Annotated in this window: 13 protein-coding genes; 5 read left to right on the forward strand and 8 right to left on the reverse strand. The window is 73.5% G+C overall.

All coding sequences use genetic code 11. The features are described 5' to 3' along the window. Positions 1 to 33: 33 nt before the first annotated feature. Both AC0NH5_RS05090 and AC0NH5_RS05095 read left to right on the forward strand, forming a co-directional pair. A complete protein-coding gene (locus tag AC0NH5_RS05090) occupies positions 34 to 858 on the forward strand; it encodes a PIG-L family deacetylase (protein WP_474400496.1) in 825 nt (274 codons plus the stop codon). Between the two features lie 34 nt (positions 859 to 892). After that, positions 893 to 1378, forward strand: coding sequence for a GyrI-like domain-containing protein (locus tag AC0NH5_RS05095; RefSeq protein WP_474400497.1), 486 nt, complete (start codon positions 893 to 895; stop codon positions 1376 to 1378). A gap of 63 nt (positions 1379 to 1441) precedes the next feature. On the opposite strand, the gene AC0NH5_RS05100 is transcribed toward AC0NH5_RS05095, so the two are convergent. From AC0NH5_RS05100 to AC0NH5_RS05110, 3 genes are all read right to left on the reverse strand, one after another. Further along, positions 1442 to 1615, reverse strand: coding sequence for a CsbD family protein (locus tag AC0NH5_RS05100; protein WP_474400498.1), 174 nt, complete (start codon positions 1613 to 1615; stop codon positions 1442 to 1444). A 62-nt stretch (positions 1616 to 1677) separates the two neighbouring features. Beyond that, positions 1678 to 3597 (reverse strand): glycoside hydrolase family 127 protein, encoded by a 1920-nt coding sequence (locus AC0NH5_RS05105; protein WP_474400500.1) that lies wholly within the window; start codon positions 3595 to 3597, stop codon positions 1678 to 1680. Further along, positions 3597 to 4910, reverse strand: coding sequence for an ABC transporter substrate-binding protein (locus AC0NH5_RS05110; RefSeq protein ID WP_474400501.1), 1314 nt, complete (start codon positions 4908 to 4910; stop codon positions 3597 to 3599). The genes AC0NH5_RS05105 and AC0NH5_RS05110 overlap by 1 nt, the downstream gene beginning before the upstream one ends. Before the next feature lie 237 nt (positions 4911 to 5147). On the opposite strand from AC0NH5_RS05110, the gene AC0NH5_RS05115 reads away from it, so the two are divergent. Beyond that, complete coding sequence (locus tag AC0NH5_RS05115; RefSeq protein WP_474400503.1) at positions 5148 to 6179, forward strand: LacI family DNA-binding transcriptional regulator; 1032 nt, start codon at positions 5148 to 5150, stop codon at positions 6177 to 6179. Here the strand turns inward: AC0NH5_RS05115 and AC0NH5_RS05120 are convergent. The 5 genes from AC0NH5_RS05120 to AC0NH5_RS05140 are packed head-to-tail and all read right to left on the reverse strand — an operon-like array spanning position 6172 to position 11399. Further along, a complete protein-coding gene (locus tag AC0NH5_RS05120; protein WP_474400505.1) occupies positions 6172 to 7590 on the reverse strand; it encodes a hypothetical protein in 1419 nt (472 codons plus the stop codon). The genes AC0NH5_RS05115 and AC0NH5_RS05120 overlap by 8 nt on opposite strands. Further along, on the reverse strand, positions 7580 to 8851 hold the full coding sequence (locus AC0NH5_RS05125) for a protein phosphatase 2C domain-containing protein (protein WP_474400506.1): 1272 nt from the start codon (positions 8849 to 8851) through the stop codon (positions 7580 to 7582). The genes AC0NH5_RS05120 and AC0NH5_RS05125 overlap by 11 nt, the downstream gene beginning before the upstream one ends. Positions 8852 to 8861: 10 nt before the next feature. After that, on the reverse strand, positions 8862 to 9539 hold the full coding sequence (locus AC0NH5_RS05130) for a vWA domain-containing protein (protein WP_474400507.1): 678 nt from the start codon (positions 9537 to 9539) through the stop codon (positions 8862 to 8864). Between the two features lie 25 nt (positions 9540 to 9564). Further along, positions 9565 to 11052: a hypothetical protein gene (locus tag AC0NH5_RS05135; protein ID WP_474400509.1), complete on the reverse strand. Its 1488-nt coding sequence runs from the start codon at positions 11050 to 11052 to the stop codon at positions 9565 to 9567. Then, positions 11049 to 11399 carry a hypothetical protein gene (locus AC0NH5_RS05140; RefSeq protein WP_474400511.1) on the reverse strand — a complete coding sequence of 117 codons (351 nt, stop codon included), beginning with the start codon at positions 11397 to 11399 and terminating at the stop codon, positions 11049 to 11051. The genes AC0NH5_RS05135 and AC0NH5_RS05140 overlap by 4 nt, the downstream gene beginning before the upstream one ends. 102 nt (positions 11400 to 11501) lie before the next feature. Here AC0NH5_RS05140 and AC0NH5_RS05145 point away from each other — a divergent pair, with 102 nt between their 5' ends. Continuing rightward, the gene (locus AC0NH5_RS05145; protein WP_474400513.1) at positions 11502 to 14186 is read left to right on the forward strand and encodes a CHAT domain-containing protein; all 2685 of its coding nucleotides are present in this window, start codon (positions 11502 to 11504) and stop codon (positions 14184 to 14186) included. A 16-nt stretch (positions 14187 to 14202) separates the two neighbouring features. After that, a complete protein-coding gene (locus AC0NH5_RS05150) occupies positions 14203 to 16179 on the forward strand; it encodes a hypothetical protein (protein WP_474400515.1) in 1977 nt (658 codons plus the stop codon). Positions 16180 to 16191: the final 12 nt, after the last annotated feature.

Here is a 16191-nt window from a genome sequence, read left to right on the forward strand (position 1 = left end):
GGCGGGCCGCCGGGCCGGGCATAGGGTGATCTGATGAGCGACCGCCCGTTGACGCTGATGGCAGTGCACGCCCACCCGGACGACGAGGTGACCGGCTCCGGCGGCGTGCTCGCCAGGTATGCCGCCGAGGGGATCACCACGGTCGTGGTGACCTGCACCGACGGCCGGTGCGGCGACGGCCCGAACGGCGTCAAGCCGGGCGATGAGGGTCACGACCCGGAGGCCGTGGTGGCGACCCGGCAGCGGGAGCTGGAGGCCAGCTGCGCCACGCTGAAGGTCTCGCACCTGGAGCTGCTCGGTTATCACGACTCCGGGATGATGGGCTGGCCCAGCAACGAGGCGCCGGGCGCGTTCTGGGCGGCGCCGGTCCCGGAGGCGGCCGAGCGGCTCGCCGAGCTGATCCGGCGGTACCAGCCGGACGTCCTGATCACCTACGACGAGAACGGCGGGTACGGCCACCCGGACCACATCCAGGTGCACCGGGTCACGATGGCCGCGGTGGAGCTGGCCGACAGCCCGGCCAAGGTCTACTGGAGCACCATCCCACGGTCGATGATGGAGCAGGTCGGCGAGCGGATGCGGGAGATGGGCCTCGGCCTGGACGGCCCGGACCCGCAGGATCAGCCGCCGATGGGCCTGCCGGACGAGGAGATCGACACCTGGGTGGACGTGTCCGCCGTGCTGGACCAGAAGTTCGACGCCCTCGCCGCGCACGCCAGCCAGGGTGACGGCGCGTTCTTCATCGGCCTCGGCCGGGAGACCTTCGACGCGGTGATGGGCACCGAGTGCTACGTCCGGGTCCACGACACCACCGGCGCGCCGCTGCCGGAGAACGACCTCTTCGCGGGGCTGCGCTGAGCGGCCTCAGCTGACAAGCTGCTCCACTGTGCAGGTGATCGAGGCTCCCCGGGTCGTGGCCATCGCCGGCCGCGACTACGTGGGCATCCGGACAGTCACCCCGTTCGGCGGCATGTTCGCGGTCCGCGACCAGCTGATGAAGGAGCTCTACGCCTGGCTCGACGAGCGCGGCGTCCCGCACGGGCTCACGTTCTTCCGGCTGCTGGTGGTCGACATGGCCGGCTCGATGGAGGTCGAGGTCGGCGTGCTGACCGACGGGACCGTGGCAGCAGGTGAGCGGGTCGCCGCCGGTGTGCTGCCGGCGGGCCGCTACGCGACGATGACGTACGTCGGGCACGGCCGCCGGGCGAACCGGATGCTGCTGGAGTGGGCCCGCGACGAGAAGCTCCCGCTCGACGTCGCCGAGGACCCGGCCGGCGACCGGTTCGGCTGCCGGTACGAGGCGTACCTGACCGATCCCCGCACCGAGCGGATGAAGACCCGCTGGCAGATCGAGCTGGCGGTCCGGCTGGCCGGCTGAGGTCCGCGGACAGCAGCGGGCCGGGCACACGCATCGCGTGCCCGGCCCGGTCCGATCGCAGGATCAGGACTTGAAGGCGTCCTTGATCTTTTCACCGGCCTGCTTCAGGTTCGAGCTGGTCTGGTCGGCCTTGCCCTCGGCCTCCAGGCGCTCGTCGTCGGTAGCCCGGCCCACGCCTTCCTTGACCTTGCCGCCGACTTCCTCGGCCTTGTTGCCAACCTTGTCATCGAACGCCATCGGGCACCTCCACGTCAGTTCGGTACGCCCTGGATGTACCCGATGGCGCGGATCCCAACCACCTACTGCACGGTCGACGGCAGCCAGACCCGCATGGTGGACGGTCCGCGGGAGGCCCAGTCGTGGTACGGCCGGAGCGTCACCCTGATCGAGTCGACGTCGCTCCCGCGTCCCGGCGGCGGCGGGTACGGCCAGTCCTCGTCCGGCAGGGAGGTGACCCGGCAGGCCACCACCACCCCGCCGTCGGCGTCCACGGGGGCCACCCCCGGGTTGAGGCGCAGCGCTTCGACCGGCACGTACGCCGGCAGGTCCACGGACTCGGCGCAGTACACCACCGGCCCCCGTTCGATCGCCACACATCCGCGTACCGCATCGATTCTGGCGTCGGCGGCAGTCAGCCGGGGCCGGACCGCCAGGTCGAGTACGACGGTCTCGCCGGGGTGGAAGCGCCGCCGGAGCCGGACGTGGCCGGGCGCGACCGCGACCCCGTCCAGCGTCGCCCCCGCGGCCCAGCGGGGAATGCGCAGCGTGATCGTCCAGGGGGTGTCCGGCGCCTCGGTGACGCGGAGGGTGATCCGGCCGGTCGCCGGGTAGTCGGTCTCGATCTCGCACCCGATCGTGCGGCCGTCCGGCAGCTCGGTGCGGATCCGCGCCGGCGTGTACTGGTGGAGCTGCAGCCCGTCGTCGTCGCTGGTGGCGACGTAGGCGGCGAGGCTCGCGAAGGTCCGGGCCAGGTTGGTCGGGCAGCAGGAGACCTCGAACCAGGGCGCCCGCAGGGTGGAGGCGGCGCGAGGCACCGGGGCGTCGGTGGGTGGTTCGGTGCCGAGCGTCCGCTGGTGCAGGGTGTTGGTGTAGAAGAAGCGGGTTCCGTCGTCGGACGGCGCGGTGGCGATGACGTTGAACAGCGTGCGCTCGATCAGGTCGGCGTACCGGACGTCGCCCTCGGCGAGCAGCAGCCGCCAGGCCAGCATCACCGAGCCGACGCCGGCGCAGGTCTCCGAGTACGCCCGGTCGGGCGGCAGCATGAAGTCCTCGCCGAACGCCTCGTCCTGGTGGCGGGCGCCCATGCCGCCGGTGAGGTAGGTGCGCCGGGCGACCGTCGCGTGCCACTGCCGGGAGACCGCGGCGAGCAGTTCGGTGTCGCCGGTCTCCACGGCCACGTCCACCGCCCCGGCGGCCAGATAGGTGGCGCGTACGGCGTGGCCGCGCAGCACCCCGGCGGCGCGCACCGGCATGTCGTCCTGGAAGTACGCGCGCCCGAACTCGATGTCGGCGAGGGTCTGCCGGCCGCGCCGCTCGACGAAGAGCCGGGCCTGTTCGAGATATCGCTGGTCGCCGGTGACCCGGTACAGCTCGACCAGCGCCGGTTCGATCTCCGGGTGCCCGCAGACGGCGGGCAGACCGTCCGGGCCGAAGACCCGGCAGACGTGGTCGGCGGCGCGGATCGCCACCTCGACGAGCTGGTCCGGGCCGTGCGTGCGGGCCCGGGCCACGCCGGCCTGGATGAGGTGGCCGAACGAGTAGAGCTCGTGGCCCCACTCCAGGTCGCTGTAGCGGGGCTGCTGCCCGGACCGGCCGAAGTTGGTGTTCAGGTAGCCGTCGGGTTCCTGGGCGGCGGCGACCCGGCGCACGATGGCCCGGTACCGGGCGTCCAGCCCGGGGTCGCCGGTGCGGCCGTGCTCCCAGGCCATCGCTTCGAGCAGTTTGTAGATCTCGGTGTCGGCGAACTCGCGGCCGCGCCGGGCGCCGGGCAGGCGGCCCTGGACGGCGGCGTCGAAGTTGCCGAGCCAGCCGGCCCGCTCCAGCCAGCGTTCGATGTGCGCCAGCGAGGCGGTGCGGTTGACCTCCTGGCGGCGCTGCCAGAAACCGGGTCGCAGCGTCACCTCGCGCAGTCCCAGCGGCCGCAGCCGGCCGCGACCCGGGGCGGCGGGCATGCCGCCGCGGCGCTCCCGGTCGGTGGCCGGCGCCTCGTCGATCGTCATCACTGGCCGAGCACGCCGGTCACCGCGGCGTTGTCGTCGGCGAGGGACCCGGGATCGCCGTAGACCTGGTTGCGGAACAGGGTCACCCACGGGCTGCCGGGAGCGTTGAAGGCCTGCTGGAAGTTGACCGCGTACGGCGTCCTGCTCTGCGGTGACGCCGCGACCTGGTTGACCGTCACGACACGCGGGTCCTTCGCCGAGTACTGGTTGTCGGCCAGGTCGGTCCGCGCCACCGTGCTGTTGCCGGCGGCGAGCACCTCGACCTGGGCGGCCTCGGACATCAGCCAGGACAGGAAGTTCCAGGCCTGGTCGCTCTTCGCGGAGTCCTTGGAGATGCCGATGCCGTCGCCGCCGATGAAGGTGGCGCCGGTGCCGGCGGTCGCCCCCGGGATGGGCGCCACGCCGACGTCGACGGTCTTCGACGCAGTCGGCAGCAGGGTGGCCGGGTACGGCATCACGCCGATCTTGCCCTCCTGGAAGGCGGCGACCCAGGTGGCGCCGGTCTCGTCCTTCGAGCCGGGCGCGATCGCCCCGCCTTCCCGCAGCGCACGCCAGGTCGCGTAGACCTGCTGGGCGGCCGGGCCGTCGAGCAGCGACGTGGTGCCTTCGGCGTCCATCACCTCGGCGCCGCTGGCCCAGACCATCGGGAACCAGGTGAAGACGCCGCAGCCGCCGCAGTTGCCGCCGAAGTAGGTGCCGTACGTGTCCGGCTTCTTCAGGCCCTGGATCTTCAAGGCGTGCTGCTTGAACTCGTCCAGGGTGGTGGGGCCCTTCTCCGGGTCGAGGCCCGCCTCCTTGTAGAGGGCCTTGTTCCAGAAGATCACCGACAGATCGAGTACGAACGGGAGCACGTACTGCTCGTCCTCGTAGGTGCCGGCCCTGACATGCCCCTGATTGATCTTGTCGGCGTACGGCAGCAGGCCGATCCGTTCGGTCAGGTCGCTGAACAGCCCGGCCTTGGTCCAGTTGGGCACATAGACGATGTCCGCGGCGAACAGATCGGGCAGGTTGCCGCTGCCGGCCGCGGCGCCGACTTTGGCCACGTAGTCGTCGTTCGGGACGATGGTCAGCTTCACCTGGTTCTTGTGCGTCTTGTTGTATGCCTCGACCAGGGCCTTGGCCTGCAGTTCGAGGGGGGCCCGGGTCCACAGGGCCAGTTCTGAGCCGTCGTCGGTGCCCGCCGCGGTGACGGCGCCGGACGAGCCGGGCGCCGTGTCGTCGTCGGACCCGCACGCGGCCATCGCGGCGGCGAGCCCGAGAGCCGCGACCGAGGCGACGACTCCACGGATGCCGCGGGATAGGTGTGTCCGCACTGTGCCCTCCCTGAACCGTTTCGGACAATGTTTCGGACGCGCCGCCACGTGTATTACGCTCGCAGCTGCAGCGGCACCGAAATCGGCAGCTGAAAGCGTTTGGCGAGTAAGCCGTGGGATTCGGTCCCGAGTTGCCGAAAACGTTTTCAGAAACGTAATGCTGTGGAGATTTTCTTGTCAAGAGGTTCGACAGCCGGGCGGGGGCCGGTCGAGAATCGTCGGGAGCGGAGGCGGGGCTTGGAGGCGACAAACGGCGTGGCGGCCCATCGCACGGTGACCCTGCGTGACGTGGCCCGGCTCGCCGGCGTCTCGGTGGCGACCGCGTCCAAGGCGCTCAACGGCCAGCCGCAGGTCCGCGCCGAGACCAGGGCCCGCGTGGTCAAGGCGGCCGAGCAGCTCTCCTTCTCGCCGAACACCTTCGCCCAGAGCCTGATCACGCAGCGCAGCGGCACGGTCGGGCTGCTCACCTCGGACCTGGAAGGCCGGTTCTCGATCCCGATCCTGATGGGCGCCGAGGACGCGTTCGGGTCGGGCCAGACGTCGGTCTTCCTCTGCGACGCGCGCGGTGACGCCATTCGCGAGAAACACCATCTGCGGGCGCTGCTGACCCGCCGGGTCGACGGGCTGATCGTGGTGGGGGCGCGGCCGGACACCCGGCCGTCACTGGGCCGGGACCTGCCGGTGCCGGTCGTCTACGCGTACTCGCCGTCGGACGACCCGGCGGACCTCTCGCTGGTCACCGACAACGTCGGCGGCGGACGGATGGCCGTGGACCACCTGATCCGCTGCGGGCGCCGCCGCATCGCGCACATCACCGGCGACCCGGGGTACGGCGCGGCCCACGACCGGGCCCGCGGCGCGCTCGACCGGCTCGCCGAGGAGGGCCTGGAGTTGGCCGGCGGCGAGGTCTGGTTCGGCATGTGGTCCGAGGCCTGGGGCCGCGGCGCCACCCGCATGCTGCTGGACCGCTGCCCGGACGTGGACGCCGTCTTCGCCGGGTCCGACGAGATCGCCCGCGGCGTTCTGGACGTCCTGCACGAGGAACGGATCGCCGTGCCCGATCAGGTCGCGGTGATCGGTTTCGACAACTGGAACATCCTGGCGGTCAACGCCCGGCCGCCGCTGACCACGGTCGACCTCAACCTGGAACAGCTGGGGCGGATCGCGGCGCAGCGGCTGTCGGCGGCGATGGAGGGCAACCCCGTCACGGGGGTGGAGACGATCGCGGGCCGCCTGGTGACCCGCGAGTCGACGGCTCCGCTCAGCTGAGGCGGTGCGCCTCCAGGCCGGTCAGCAGGGCGGTGGCCTGCTCCGCCAGCGGTGACCCGGGCCGGGCCACCTGCGCGAGCAGCCGGTGGATCTCCTGCCGGTCCGGCTCGTTGTCACGCAGGCGGACCCGGGCGGTCAGCGCCCCGGCCAGATCGAGCAGGGCCTGGTCCCGTTGCGGCCCGGACGGCAGCGTCTCCGCGGCCTGCCGGATCAGCGTGATCCCCTCGTCGGTGCGGTCGGGTTCACCCTGCTGGACGCCCTGGCAGAGCAGCAGACCGAGCGCGGTGCTCTCGCGCGCCCAGACGGAGCTGCCGCGGGGCGCGGCGGCGACCGCCTCGCGCAGTTCGGTCTCGGTGGCGGCGAACAGCGCGTGCAGCCGGCCGGTGGCCCGGGCGTCGGACGCGTCGGCCCCGTCGGCCAGCCGGCCCGCCTGGAACATCAGGTACTGCGCCCGGTGGCTGTGCAGCATGCTCTTGCCGCCGGGCACCCGGGGATGCCGCTGCACCAGATCGGTGAGCACCCGGATCGCCTCGTTGTAGGGGCGGTCGTCGGCGGTCCGCTCGGCCCGGGCGCTCTCCGCCTCGACCAGCTCGTCGGCCACGGCCAGCGCGGACGCCGGATCGACAGCGGGGTCGGTGACGGCGTCGCGCAGGACGGGCAGGGCGGCGGCCGGGCCGGAGGACACCAGCAGCGCTCGGGCGCGCTCCACCGCGAGCTCCGGATCGCCCGGCATCGCCCGGGTCGGCGGATGATCTGCCGCGGGCCGCGCTGGCGGAGTCCGGCCGGGCTCCGCCCGCTCAGGATGGGCGGAAGCCGGCTGCGTGCGGAAGGGAGGGGCGGGAGCGGGTGGCGTGCGGACCGGTTGGGCGGGAGCGGATTGGGTGCGGACAGGTGGGGCGGGAGCGGGTTGGGAGCGGACGGGCTGAGCGGGGGCAGGCTGCGTGCGGGCCGGTGGGTGCGGCGGCGCCGGGCGCAGGGGTGGCGCCTGCCGGGGCGGTAGCGGCGCCGGTGGGGCCGGCGCCGGCTTGGCGGGCGTCGACTGCGACAGGGGTACGGGCTTGCGCGTCACGACGTGCAAGCAGACCAGCCCGAGCCCGATCGCCACGGTGAGGATCGGCGTCCACACCACGCCCAGCCCGAAGGTGCCCAGCATCAGGCAGGTGAGCAGTGCCGGGTACCCGGTCAGGCAGAACGTCAGCACCCCCGTCCGGGAGGCGAGGTCACGACGGGCGAACCAGCCGGTCCGGGTCAGGGCGACGATGGTCAGCGCCACCACCGCCGTGATCACCAGCGCGCCGGCGAAGGCGATCAGCGGGCCGAGGGCCCAGAGCGTGACCGTCCACAGCACCAGGAAGATCAGCGGCAGCCGCGCCGGCGACAACATCCCGCCCAGGCTCAGCTCACGTCTCATCGGCACCTTCCTCACGCCAGACCACCACAGCCGTACGGTCGTCGTGCGAACCCTGCCGCCGGTAACGCAGCGTGTCCCCGATCGCGAACGGCAGGTGCGGCCGCTGCCACTGCCCGGCCAGCCAGACACGCAGCTGCTCGGAGTTGCGGATGTCGTTGACCAGCCCGTCGGTGCCGAAGACGGCGACCGGTGCCGGCGGCAGGTCGACGACCTCGATCTCCGACTCCTTCTCCCCGGGCATCGACGCCGAGACGATGTTGACCAGCCCGTCGTCGGCGGCGAACGCCTCGGTGAACTCGCCACCGGCCAGCGTGAAGGCGGACACGTCGCCGATCCGGGCGACCAGGCAGTGCCGTCCGGAGAAGACCGCCACCGCCCCGACGAACCCCACCGCCCGCGGGTCCAGCTCGTACGCCTCCTCGACGATCCGGGCGGTCCGCCGGCTCGCCCGGCTGAGCAGCTCGGCCGGGGACGGCACGATCTCCTCGGCCTCGGCGTGCGCGGCCACCACGAGCACCGACTCGACGAACAGGTGCGCGCCGAGCTGTGAGGCCGGCTTGGAGCCGAGGCCGTCGGCGATCGCCACGTAGAGACGCCCGGACCGGCCGGCCATGAAGTTGTACGCGTCCTGGCGTGGATGCCCGGACACCAGGTGACCGGTGCCGATCAGCGACGCCGCCGCCACCCGGAAGTCGCCGGCGGTGGTGCCGTCGAGCGACACCGCGGGCGGTCGCAGGGCCGTGTCCGGGTTGACCCGGCCCAGGTGCGGCGCGCCCGCCCTGCCGATGGTAGGCGCGTTGCCCGGCAGGTCGGCCGGTCCGGCCGGCGCCTCGGGAACGGGCGGCGCCTCCGGCTTGACCGGCTCCCCGGCCGGCGCGCCCGGCTCAGCGAAGGGCGCCTCAGCGGGAGCCGGGCCGGCCGGCGAGATCGGCGCCCGCTGATCCGCGAGATCCTCGGCGCCGGGCGGGGACGCCGCCGGACGGGCGCCGGGCGCGGGAGCCGGCGGCTGGGCGGCGGCCGGCGGCTGGGCGGCCGGGTGCGCGATGGGCGGCGGCGCCGCGTGCGTAGCGGCGTGCGCGGGCGGCGGCGCCGCGTGCACAGGGGCATGCTCGGGCGGCGGGGCCGGAGCGTAGCCGGGCGGCGGATCCGCCCACGGGTCGACCGCCGGCGGGGGAGCCGCATCCTCCGGGGGCATCTGCTCCTCCGGAGCCTCCGGGCTGTCCCGCAACGTCGGCCACTGACGGCGAATGGGATTGCGCATGCCCGCCCGCTCAGATGGTGATCGCCGGCAACGGCGTGAAGTGCTCCGTCGGCGTGTCCAGATACAGGCCCTGGGCCTTGGACGGGTCGGCGAGGCTGGTGGACGTGGTGCGGATGCTGCCGATGATCGCGTTCATGATCTCCCGTACCTGGGTCACCGGGTCCTGGTCCTTGGCCACGAAGGCGAACCGGGTGGCGATCTTCTGCAGCGACTCCTTGTGCGCGTCACCGAATCCGAAGCTGACCACCTCGGGGGCGAACTTCCAGCTGCTGTCGCGCAGCTGCCGCAGCGGCTCGGACCAGTCCTCGCGGGCCTGGTGCGCGCCGTCACTCATGAAGAAGACCACCGGCCGATAGACCGGCGTGCCCTTGGGCAGCGACGTCATCCCGGTCTCGATCGCCTGGCGCATGCCCCGGAACCCGGCCGCGAAGTTGGTGCCGCCCTCGACCATCAGCTCGGGCAGGTGTGCGTCGGCGAGGTCGCACAGCGGGATGACCACGCGGGAATCGTCGGAGAAGGTGGTCAGGCCGACCCGGGCGATCTCGCCGACCATCGGGTTGGTGCGCATCTCGTTCTGGATGTCGGGCAGGGCCTTGTTGACCGCCTCGATCGGGCCGCCGGCCATCGACGCGCTGACGTCGACCAGCAGGAAGACCGGGAAGACGGTGAACAGCTCGGACTGGGTCATCGTTGTTCTCCTTGCGAGGTGGTTGTCATACGGTCAGGGCCTGCAACAGCGCCAGAGCGGCGAAGCCGGCGCCCAGGCCGCTGGTGACCAGCGCCTGGGTCCGCCCGGGCCAGCCGGACGGGACGCGCAGCGTCTGAACGAGGACGATCGAGAACACGATCACGGCGACGATGCTGAGCGGCCGGAACCCTCCCGGGCAGAACACCATGATCGCCACCGGCACCCACCAGCGCGGACCGCCGCCCATCGCCCAGCGGGCGAACGCCGCCGGTTGGTAGCCGTTCTGCTGGTAGGGGTTCTGCATGCCGTACGGCGAGGCGGTGTACGCCGGCGGCGGCGGCGCCGGCGGCGGATAGCCGGGCTGCTGATAGGTGGGCTGCTGATAGGTGGGCTGCGGCGGTGGCGGCGGGGTCCGCGTCGGCTGCGTCGGCCGGTGCGGCGGTGGAGGCGACGGACGGGGCTGTCCCCACGGCGGCGTCTGCGGGCCCGGGGGCGTGGGCCGGCCCGGCGGCGGCGCCGTCGGCGGCAGCGTCTGGAAATGGATCGGCTGGGTCGGCTGCGGCTGCACCGGGTTCGGCTTGGGCGCCGACAGCGCGCGGTCCAGTTTGGCCAGCGCCGCGTCGTCGAACTTGTTGTTCGCGACGTAGACCTCCATCAGCGTGCGCACCCACTCGGCCGGTTCCGGGCGTTTGCCCGGGTCCAGCGGGTCGGTGAGCGCGCGCCGCAGCAGGCCGGCGATCCGGGGGTCCAGGTCGGACGGGATCTGGCCGGGCGGCTGCCACTTGCCGTTCGCGTCCTTGCCCAGGTTGCCGCCGGCCGGCAGCAGCAGTCCGCGGTAGAACGCCAGCGCCAGGCAGTACCAGTCGCTGTAGTGGTCGTGGGCCGGGGCCACCCGGTCGACCACCCGCGGGTCGGTCCAGAAGTTCGCCTGGACGCCGGTCTGCGGCGGCGGGTCCTGCGGGACCATCCCGTCGCAGTCGATCAGATAGGCGGCCGGTTCCGGCTGCAGCGCCCACGCCACGTTCTTCGCGTTGACGTCGCCGTGCACCAGGCCCTTGCTGTGCACGAAGGCGAGGATCTCGGCCATCCGCAGCAGCACCACCATCCGGTACTTGGCCGCGGGTGGCGACGCCCGGCGCATCACCAGGAAGTCGAGGGTGTTCACGGTCTTGTGGGTCGGGTGGAAGTAACGGTCCGGAATGGTCGGCAGGACACAGCCGATGATCCGGCCGTCCGGGCGGCGCACGATGTCGACCGGCCAGTTCACCGACGACTCGGGCCGTGAGCCGATCTGCTGGCCCTGGGTGAGCAGCACGTCGCGGCCGATGTCGACGAGCCGCTGCAGCAGGTCGTTCGGCGGCGCCTTGTCCGGCGAGTGGTACTCCTTGTAGACCCACTTCGGGTCGGTGGTGCGGAAGATGCTGCCGACCCCGCCCTTGCTGATCGCTTCGCCGACCACCTGGTAATCGCCGTGCACGCCACGGACGTGCCGCTGGGACCGGACCGGGCTCATGCGGTGCCCAGCCCCGACACGTTGTCGATGGTGCCGGTGATCGGACCGGAGTTGCCGCAGCGCGGGCAGTTGAAGATCTCCCAGGTGTCGTCGTGACAGCTGAGCTCCTCGCACCGTCCGCACCGGACGAAACCGTCCGACCCGCAGTACGGGCACCCGGGATAGCCCGGCATGGTCCCGAACCCGCCGCGGATCGCGCCGCCGTCCCCCGCGGGGATGACGCTGCCCGGCCGTTGCTTGGAGGCCCCCACCGCCGCGTAGTCCTGGCCGACCCGCTGGAATCGGAGGACCGTGGGCTGGCGCTGGGTGCTGCAGACCATGCTGACGAAAATCGCTTCCTGGTCCATGGGCGACGTGGTTCCTCTCGTACGTCGTTTACGCCGTGTATCTGACGGACAGGACGCCGGTCCGTCAGAGCAGGGTGAACCCGAATCCGCGAAGGAGGATCCGTGACCGCCGACCTCGCCACCCGGTGCGCCGCCGTCGGCCGGGCTGCCCGGGGCGACGGCGACCTCGACGAAGCGGTCGCCGAGCTGCTGAGACTCCCGGCCGGGCTGCCGGTGCGCGGCCCGCTGGCGGCCGCCCTCATCAATCGTCTGCTCCGTGAGTCGTCGAGCCCGGAAGTGACGCGTATCCGACACTTGGACGCGTTGCTCGCGATCGCCGACCTCGACCCGCCGGCCGACCCGGACTGGCCGCGCCGGCGCAGCGCCGCCCGCGCCGCGTCGATGCTGCTGGCCATCTCGGAGTTCCGTCTCGCCGACCCGCGCGCCGCCCTGGCCGAGCTGGACGCCATGCCCTCGGACCCGATCACCGCGACGTTCCTGTCGCTGACCCGGATGGGGGTGCGCCGGGAGCTGGCCCGGCAGCACGGCGACGACGCGGTCTTCTTCCGGGACGCGGAGGAGGTCGCCGAGATCCGGGCGCGCCTGGGCGACCTGCCACAGGCGGAGCAGTTCCTGGAGCTGTTCGAGTCGGCGTACGAGACGTGGTCCCGGGCCGAGCTGGGTGAGAATCCGATGGCGGCGTTCAGCAAGCTCAACGAGGCGATCGCGCGGCTGCCCGAGGGCCATCCGATGGCTGCCGGGATCGCCGACCTGACGGTGATGGCCGAGGGGTACGCCCAGCTGATGGCCGACCCGGACACCCCGCTGGACGACGCGCGGATGGACGCGATGCGCGAGCGCGCCGCGCGGTCGGATCTGAACGACGCCGACCGCGCGTTCCACATGACCGCGGCCGGTTTCGCGAACTTCGCGATGGAGAGCGACCGGGACCGGGTGGACGCCGGCATCGAGCAGATCCGCGCGGCGATCCGGGTGCTGCCGGACGGGCATCCGCACCGCGCCTTCCAGCTCGGCTCGCTCGCCGTCGGCCTGTTCCGGCGCAACGAGCTGGGCGGCTCGCTCGACGACGTGCGAGAGGCGGCCGAGGTGCTGCAGGAGGCGCGCGGCCTGGCCGGCGGCCCGCACCACCCGCAGTGGGCGATGATCAACGAGATGCTGTCGAACGCCCGGCGGCGGCTGCCCGGCAGCGAGCAGCCCGGCCGGCACGCGATCGAGGGGCTGCGCCGGTACGCCTGGAAGGCGCTGGTGCAGTCGACGCCGCAGGCGGCCCGGGCAGCGGTGCGCGGCGCGGCCCGCGACGCCCTCGACATCGCCCGGCAGTGCCTGAGCGACGGCGACCCGGCGGCGGCCATGCAGGCGCTCGATGCCGGGCGGGGACTCACGCTCTTCGCCGCCCACCACAGCGTCGGCGTCGCCGAGCGCCTGGAGCGGGCCGGCCTGACCGGACTCGCCCGCCGCTGGCGCCGGGCCGCCGCCAGCGGGGACCCGGACCGTCTGCCGGGTGACTTCCGGTCCGAGGTGTGGTCCGCGCTCTCCGCGGCCGGCGCCGACACCGGGATGCTGGACGCGCCCACCCTGGACGAGATCCGCACGGCGCTGACCACGCTGGACGCCGACGCGCTCGTCTATCTCGTCCCGGCCGACGGTTATCTGCCCGGTTTCGCGGTCATCGCCCCGGCCGACGGGCCGCCCGCGTTCATGGCACTGCCGTTCCTGCGGGTCGCCGAGGACATCGACGTCGAGCGGTACCTGAGCACGCTGGCCCGGCGCAGCCGCGGTCCGCGCGGGCCCGGCGACCGCGACCTGGTCGCCGCCGAGCCCGCGGCCGACCTGGGCGGCGCCGTCCAGGACATGTGCGACTGGGCGTGGCGGTCGGCGATCGGCCCGCTCGTCGAACGCGGCGTGCCCCGCCTGGTCCGGCCGCGCGCGGACCGCGTACCCCGGCTGGTCCTCGTCCCGATGGGTGAGCTGGCGCAGATCCCCTGGCACGCCGCCCGCGACCGCGACGGTGTCTTCGCGGTGCAGCGCGTCGCGATCTCCCAGGCCGCGTCGGCGCGGATGCTCTGCCACTCGGCCGGACTGCGCCCGGTCCCGGCCGAGCCGCTCGGCCTGATCGTCGGCGACCCGGCCACCGGTGGCGCCGCACCCGGCCTGCCCGCCGCCCGGGTCGAGGCGTTCGCCATCCAGCGCGCCTTCTACCGCGGCGCCCGTTACGTCGGCCGGTGGCCGGACGGCTCGGCGAGTCCGTCCGGCCCCGGCGGCGCCGACGCGGTCCGGGAGTGGCTGACCAGCGACTTCCCGGCGGCCGGAGCGACCCTGCACCTGGCCTGCCACGGCGTCGTGGACCAGGCCGGCGGCACCGCCTACCTGGTGCTGGCCGACGGCGACCGGCTCACCGCGGGCGAGCTGATCGCCCTGATGGGCAGCGCCGCCGGGCGGAAGGTCGGCCTCGTCGTGCTGGCCGCCTGCCACACCGGGCAGTCCATCCACGGCTACGACGAGGCGTACAGCCTGGGCACCGCGTTCCTGGCCGGCGGCGCCCGCTCGGTGCTCTCCACCCAGTGGCCCGTCCCGGACGGCGCCACCTCGCTGCTGATGTACCTGTTCCACCACCACCTGATCACCGGCGGGCTTTCCCCGGCGCAGGCCCTGCGCGCGGCGCAGCTCTGGATGCTCGACCCCGCTCGCGACCCGGAGCTGCTGCCCGGGCCGTTGCGCGGGCACCTGACCCGCACCGACCCGGCGGACGTCGTGGCCTGGGCGGGTTTCACCCACTGGGGCCGATGAGCCGGTAGGAGAGTCGATGCACGACGACGAGATCGCCCGCCTGAACGCCAGACTGGCGGGCCTGCGGGGTCCCGCGCGACTGCGGCCGCTGATCGATCTGGGTCAGCGTCTGATGCACCGCGCCTGGCAGTCCGGGATCGGCTCGGAGGCCACCGAGCCCGACCTGAACGCCGCGATCGCGGCGATGGACGAGGCGCGGGGATATCTCGACGAGGCGGACACCAGCCGTGTCCAGCTGGAGGCGAACCTCGGCATGCTGCTCGGCGGGCGGGCGCTCGGCTATTCGGCCGACGCCGAGGACCGGGAGAAGGCGATCGCTGTGCTGCTCGGGCCGGTGGATTCGCCCTTCGTGCAGCCGGTCATCCGGGACGGCTGCCGCGTCATCCTGGGCCAGCTCTACCTGAACCGCGCCAACGGGTTCCTGACCGAACCGGGCGCCGCTCTGAAGCTCGCGCGCGGCACCGCCGCGGCCGGCGGCGACGCGGACATCGACCGGGCGGTGGCCTGGTTCCGCCGGGTCCTCGACGGGCCGCCGGCGAGCGCGGAGAGCGGGCAGATGGCCACCACGATGATCCAGGCCGCCGAGGCGATGCGCGCCATGTTCAGCGGTCGCGGGTCCGACATGGGCGGGATGATCACCGCGCTGCAGGGGTTCCAGCAGATGCAGGAGCAGATGCGCCGGGGCGGGCCGGGCGTCGCGATGCCGGGCTTCGACGTGAACGAGATGCTCCGCCGCGACGCCATCGACCTCCCGCCCGTCGTGGTGCAGGGACCGGAGCCGGTGCCGCCACGGCCCGCTCCGGCACAGCGGGCTCCGCAGCCGTCGGGCGACCTGGACGAGCTGCGCCGGACCGCCCGGGACCGGCTGGTGCGCGGCGCCGACCCGTACACCGCGATGCTCGCCCGGCTCCGGCCCGGCGCCCCGCCGCTGCCGGTCGCCGTGACCGACGACCTCGTCGCGCTGACCACGTCGATCCTGCATCGCGGCGGAGACCGGCCCGGTGACCGGGTGCTGGCCGCGTTCGCGCTGGCGCAGCGCAGCCGGCAGGGCCCCGGCGGAGAGTGGGACGACGATCCGCGGGCGGCCGGCCGGCACCTGATCGCGGCCGGAGGCGCGCTGCCGGCCGCGCCCGCACCGCTGGTCACGGCCGCTCTCACGCTGGCCGAGTGGCTCGACGACCGCGACCGGGACGGCCGGGTGCTCGTCGCGCTGGCGGAGCGCTTCGCACCCGTACACCGGACGTTGAAAGATCTTGGTGCGGCAGGTCTGGCCTATCCCCGGCCCGGTGGGGCGATGGTGCTGGTGGGCGACCGGTTCCGGCCGGTGGCGGAAGGCGCGCCGCTGCCGCGGCGCGTGGTGGCGATCGGCAGGCGGACGCTTCCGGCCCCGAACACCACCATCTCGTACGCGACGACGGCCGCCCAGTTGATCACGGTGGCCGCCCGGCCGCGCCGCCGGCTGAGCGAGGCCCCCGTCGTGGTGACCGGTCCGCACCGGGTTCCCGCGGCCTTCCACGAGGGGGCGACGGTGCTGGACCGGCCGGCGCCGGCCGGGGTGCTCACCCGGCTGGACGCGTCGCTGCTCGTCCTGGGCTGCGGCGTCACCGCCGACGGCGCTCTCGAGCTCACGCAGCCGCTGACCCCGCCGGCGCTCGCGGCCGGGCGCGCCCGTGGCGGCCTGGTGGTCGTCTCGTCGGCGGCCGTACCCCTGGCGCTGGCCGACGCCTTGCTCACCGCCGGGTGCACCGGTGTGATCGGCTGGCTGCGGCCGGTCCCGGCGCGGGTGGCGGACGCCGCGATGACCGTCCTGCGAGATCGGCTGCTCCGCGCCGGGGACGAACCGGCCGAGGCAGTGCGGCATGTGCGGGAATGGTTGCGGGATCCCGGCCGGCAGCCGGTGCCCGGGCTGGCGGCCGGGTGGGCGGCGACGTTCGGCCGCCGCGACGACGACGCTCCGGGACATGCGCGCGCACTGGTGCTCCGCGGGATCTGAGCGTCCGCTCCG

The organism is Actinoplanes sp. 13 (assembly GCF_056134165.1).